This window comes from Acidithiobacillus sp. TH-A35 (assembly GCF_057473505.1).
Genome location: NZ_JBYCKR010000203.1, coordinates 1 through 4,781, shown reverse-complemented (window position 1 = coordinate 4,781; position 4,781 = coordinate 1). Strand labels below are relative to the sequence as shown.

The 4,781-nt window shown below is 55.3% G+C and carries 6 protein-coding genes and 1 tRNA gene; 4 read left to right on the top strand and 3 right to left on the bottom strand.

What is annotated here, in order from left to right; genetic code table 11:
- The 3 genes from AC2VNK_RS07085 to AC2VNK_RS07075 all read left to right on the top strand — a co-directional run.
- The coding region (locus tag AC2VNK_RS07085; protein ID WP_486883290.1) for an efflux RND transporter permease subunit at nucleotides 1-220 on the top strand (220 nt) is incomplete at its 5' end.
- Nucleotides 221-274: 54 nt separating this feature from the next.
- Nucleotides 275-691, top strand: a complete 417-nt coding sequence (locus AC2VNK_RS07080) for a hypothetical protein (RefSeq protein ID WP_291521902.1) — start codon at nucleotides 275-277, stop codon at nucleotides 689-691.
- Nucleotides 692-862: 171 nt separating this feature from the next.
- Entirely contained in the window at nucleotides 863-1,912 is a 1,050-nt protein-coding gene (locus AC2VNK_RS07075) for a DMT family transporter (protein WP_486883289.1), read from the top strand.
- A gap of 167 nt (nucleotides 1,913-2,079) precedes the next feature.
- Here the strand turns inward: AC2VNK_RS07075 and AC2VNK_RS07070 are convergent, their stop codons facing one another.
- Nucleotides 2,080-2,622 carry a protoglobin domain-containing protein gene (locus AC2VNK_RS07070; protein ID WP_291521906.1) on the bottom strand — a complete coding sequence of 181 codons (543 nt, stop codon included), beginning with the start codon at nucleotides 2,620-2,622 and terminating at the stop codon, nucleotides 2,080-2,082.
- Between the two features lie 627 nt (nucleotides 2,623-3,249).
- On the opposite strand from AC2VNK_RS07070, the gene AC2VNK_RS07065 reads away from it, so the two are divergent.
- Nucleotides 3,250-4,032, top strand: coding sequence for a DUF481 domain-containing protein (locus tag AC2VNK_RS07065; RefSeq protein WP_291521908.1), 783 nt, complete (start codon nucleotides 3,250-3,252; stop codon nucleotides 4,030-4,032).
- 75 nt (nucleotides 4,033-4,107) lie between these two features.
- Here the strand turns inward: AC2VNK_RS07065 and AC2VNK_RS07060 are convergent.
- Nucleotides 4,108-4,196 (bottom strand) — tRNA-Ser (locus AC2VNK_RS07060).
- A gap of 68 nt (nucleotides 4,197-4,264) precedes the next feature.
- A partial coding sequence (secF, locus tag AC2VNK_RS07055) for a protein translocase subunit SecF (protein ID WP_486883288.1) occupies nucleotides 4,265-4,781 on the bottom strand: 517 nt, incomplete at its 5' end.

The following is a 4,781-nucleotide window of genomic DNA, read 5'->3' as shown; positions in this document are numbered from 1 at the left end:
CATCCTGATGACTATGCTCGCCGACGTCTTCGGCTTTCTGCCACTGGCCATCGGCGTCGGCCATGGCACCGACCTGCTCAAGCCCCTCGCGGTAGCGGTCATGGGTGGTCTGCTGCTGTCGGTGTTCATGTCTTTGTGGCTGGCGCCAGTACTATATGCCGCATGGCCCGCCAGGCGCCCACTGTTGGGCCCGGACCAGCGGACCAATTTCCTTGCCTGAAGGGGCAACAAAAACTATATTTCGATAGCGTTGATATTTCACTGGAGGTGCGAGATGTCTAAAAAATCATTTTTAATTCCGATCTTCGGCGTCGTCCTATGTCTGCCGACCGGGGTTGCCCTCGCTGCGGATGCGGGCCCGGTTGCCGGACAGGTTCAAAACCAAATGATGTATGGCAGCCAGTTGATGACCCCCAAGGAACGTGTGGAGTATCGTGCCAAATTGCGTGCAGCCAAGACCATCCAGGAACGCGAACGGATACGTCAGGAACACCACGAAGAAATGATGGAACTGGCCAAGAAAAGAGGGGTAACCTTACCCGCCGTACCGCCCGCAGGTGGTGCCGGCATGGGTCCCGGTCGTATGAATGGCGGCGCCGGTATGGGTAGCGGCGCGGCAGGCATGGGTCCTGGTGCGGGAATGATGGGAACCGGAGCGGGTGGTGGAATGGGTGTCGGTCCGCGGCGCTAGGGCACAGCACGCCCCTGCGCAAAAAAGTTAAATCCCCGGCAGGTCCACTCCTTGAGACCCCCCAGGCGAGGAGCAGTCAGGGCACCTGCGCCTTCCCGTCGGCGAGGTGTAGGTTACGTATTAGCGGTAAATCCGGGGTATAAGCTGCCCGACCCCAACAACAGGATTCCCATGTCACGCCTCCATACCCTGCAGCGTCCTGGCATTCAGGCTGCCCTTCTGTCAGCATTTCTCTTCGGCGCAAGCACGCCGCTGGCGAAGATTCTGCTGACGTCGGTGAGTCCGTGGATGCTGGCTGGACTCCTCTATCTGGGCTCAGGTCTGGGCCTGACGCTCTATCGCTGGTTGCGACGTGCCGAATCCGTGCGGCTATCGCGCCGGGATGCCTTCTGGTTTGCCGCTTCGGTGCTGTCCGGCGGGATCATGGCGCCGGTGCTGTTCATGATCGGCTTGCACGGGTCGGCAGCTTCGACCGCTTCTTTATTATTAAATGCGGAGGCGGTGTTTACCACGCTGCTGGCATGGTGGGTATTCAAGGAAAGTTTTGACCGGCGCATTGCCTGGGGCATGGTGGCGATTGTGCTGGGGATGGTCCTCCTCAGTTGGCCGGGGCAGGTACATTTTGATCATCTGTGGTCCGCCGCCGCCATCATCGGCGCCTGCTTCGCCTGGAGCGTGGACAACAACCTGACCCGCAAGGTGTCCTTGACCGATACCACTTGGATCGCTGCCAATAAAGGCTGGGTGGCGGGCAGCGTCAATCTCGGTCTGGCGCTGTTACTCGGTGACCGCCTGCCTGCCCTGCCGGACGCGGCGGCGGCAATGCTGCTCGGGTTTTTCGCCTATGGCGTCAGCCTCGCCCTTTTTGTGGTCGGCCTGCGCCATCTCGGCAGTGCGCGGACGGGAGCGTATTTTTCCAGCGCACCCTTTGTCGGTGCCGCACTCAGCGTGATGCTCGGCGCTCCGGTCGGCCCGCTCTTACTGATTGCCGGGGCGCTGATGGGTTGGGGTATCTGGATGCATCTCACCGAACGTCACGAACATACCCATACCCATACCCTTATGGAACATGATCATACCCATGTGCATGGAGCACATCACCAGCACCCTCATGCGGTTCCGGTGGCGCCAGGAGTCCGTCATCGCCACCCGCACCAGCACGAAGAGCTAACCCACAACCACGCCCACGCGCCAGACATGCACCACCTCCACAGGCATTGAACGCCCCCAGGATTATACAGTACCCGTCCTTCAGATCATGGGCTGCCCGTGTCGGAAAATGGCGATTTTCACGCTAATCAGAGGCGAATTACAACGCTTGCCTGATGCCAGGATGCAGATCCCCTGAACGTCGACGCGTACTGTATCCATTAAGGGAAAATAACTGTTTACTTCGTCTTGCTGCCAATAGTCTGCAGACGCAATAAAAGAGCCGGATTAATGCCCAGATTATCCATCAATGAATGGTTATAGGCACGATCAATGAGATACTGACAAAGGTCCATCAAGCGCAGGAGGGATGCGATGGCTTTGCCTGCCACCTGTGTATCCTGCATATTTCTGGAGACTACTTCTGGCAACGCGGCCCTCAGGAAGCTCATGCTTGCCGCCACAAACAGCGGTGGCACCCGGACCCTGACATGCGCCTCGCCGATTTTTTCCTGACGGCGAATGAAATCTTCACCGTAATCGCCCGCAAACAGTTCTTTCATCCAGGCGATGTGCGTTTTTTGGAGTACATCCAGACGGCCATCCAGATAAGGCGCCGTTTGCGGGTCTTCCTGCAACACCTCATAAAAGCGCCCGGTCAGCGCCGGGATGGCCGGGGTGATCCATTCCCCGACACGGATAAGCATATCTTGGTCCTCTTTGCTGAGGCCGCTTATATTGCAGAACGTCAAAATGTTAACGTCGTTATTCTCTATTTCCATTTTTCATCCCAAACATGAAGAAGCGCTTCGCGACGTCTGATCCCCATATTTCCAGACAAACGCAGTCGAAGCAGGGCCGTAGTCTACAAGGCATTATAAATCTGCGGAAGGGGCCGCCTCCCGCACTATTTCCTCGACCAGCTTGCTGGTGACGAGCAGTACAGGGGGGCATCCAGTGGCGGCACGTCGGGTTCCGCGATGATCAATGCCACGGTACCACTGCGAGACCATGCAGGGCGTCAGATGACTTCGCGACCGTATAACGAATTTGACCGGCAACCTTACTGCCTTTTCTAGGTTTGTTGCCAAATGGTTATCAGAAAGGAGAGACAGCCTGTATCGGATCAACTGCTGGTTTACCCCATCTCGTCCGGCAGGTATCCTGCCCTCTCGGAGATCGGGGTGGCCCGGGGTTGAGTTTGCCACCGCTTGAGCGCGCCCGTAGCCGCCATCGCCCCCCTAATGGCACGGTGACAACCAGTATCAAAGGGTCCAGACCATGCGTATTCCTGGGTGGCTTACCACTTTTAGGTGCCACCGCGAGATAGCGCGCATAGCAGTCATGTCCAGGCTGCCATGATTCTGATGCATGGAAAATCACCCTCAACATACTGAACAGGAGAGCCTATGACATTGCTGTCGACGTCTCAAATACCATCCCATCAGAAATACCGTGCATACATTATAGTTACTATAACTTTCATTTTTATTACCGGGCTCACACCATTCACATGCGCCTTCGCCAACACAGCTAAAAAGCCAAAACTCTGGTCAGGGAGCGTGGCATTCGGATTTTCCAGCGCCACGGGAACATACCCATCCTTAAATCTCCACAGTAACGACTGGGCACGCTGGCAATATCACCGTTGGGAAAATCGTGCGCATGTGAGCTACAATTATACTGCCGCATCGACGGCGGTTTATGCCAATCGCCTCGTTCTGGAGAATCAATTTCGATATTACTTCAAACCAAATGTTCACTATGTTTTCGGTGATATACGTTATGACCGCAATCAATTTAATGGATATTATTACCATCTGATAGAAACCATAGGCGAAGGCAATATCGTACCTATCGACAAAACCATGTCCATAGATTACCAGGGAGGCATCGGTGCTCAGGAAGACCAGCCTATAGGCATGAAACGTCAAACCAACCCAGCCGCTCGTTTGGCGGTGGGTTATCAGTGGCACCTGACCCGTCATGCAACTTTCAAGGAATCCATAACCGCCCTGCTATCAACAGCCAACAACAATACCTATGAGTCGGTTACCAGCCTTCAATCCCGGCTGTATGGTCCATTAGCCTTACAACTATCTTATACCGCCTCATACAATGAGTTTCCCGTGATCAGTTATTATAAAAAATTTAACACCATTACTGCTGCGGATTTGAAATACCACTTTTAGTCACTCAGGGCTATGCGGCGCAAAATCAGGCAGGGCGATTCAGGAGAGAGATGCTGGGTAACTATCTGTTTAATATGGCGGAGAGGGTGGGATTCGAACCCACGTGGGGTTGCCCCCCATCCGATTTCGAGTCGGCGCCGTTATGGCCACTTCGGTACCTCTCCGTGGAAGCATACCTTAATCTTTCTTGACGCTGGCAGCAAGCCCGCAGCGCCGATAAGACTATACGCAACTATAAAGTAGCGCCGTCGTTACGATCCTTAGCACTGATAAACTGGCGTTTGAGGACGTGCTCCCGCTTGAGGCCCAGCCACAGCGCAATCGGGCTCGCGACAAAAATTGAGGAATAAGTACCCACCACCACACCGATAACCAGCGCTGTGGCAAACCCGTGAATCACCGGTCCGCCGAAGAGGAAGAGCGACAGGGCGACCATGAAGGTGATGAAACTGGTAATCACCGTTCGTGACAGGGTCTCATTGATAGCGACGTTGAAAATCTGCGCCACATCGCCGCTGCGGGACGCCCGCAGGTCCTCACGCATGCGGTCGAAAACCACCACCGTGTCGTTGAGCGAATAGCCCATGATGACCAGCAAAGCCGCAATCACGGTCAGGGAGAACTCTTCCTGACTGATGGCGAAAAAGCCCACTACCAGGATCGGGTCGTGGAGCATGGCGAGCACACCGCCCACAGCAAAACGCCATTCGAAGCGAAACCCCACATAAATCAGGATGCCCAGGGTCACG

Coding starts and splice junctions, on each gene's coding strand:
- AC2VNK_RS07070 (WP_291521906.1), bottom strand. CDS start 2,622: ATGGAAATAGAGAATAACGACGTTAACATTTTGACGTTCTGCAATATA.
- AC2VNK_RS07065 (WP_291521908.1), top strand. CDS start 3,250: ATGACATTGCTGTCGACGTCTCAAATACCATCCCATCAGAAATACCGT.
- AC2VNK_RS07075 (WP_486883289.1), top strand. CDS start 863: ATGTCACGCCTCCATACCCTGCAGCGTCCTGGCATTCAGGCTGCCCTT.
- AC2VNK_RS07080 (WP_291521902.1), top strand. CDS start 275: ATGTCTAAAAAATCATTTTTAATTCCGATCTTCGGCGTCGTCCTATGT.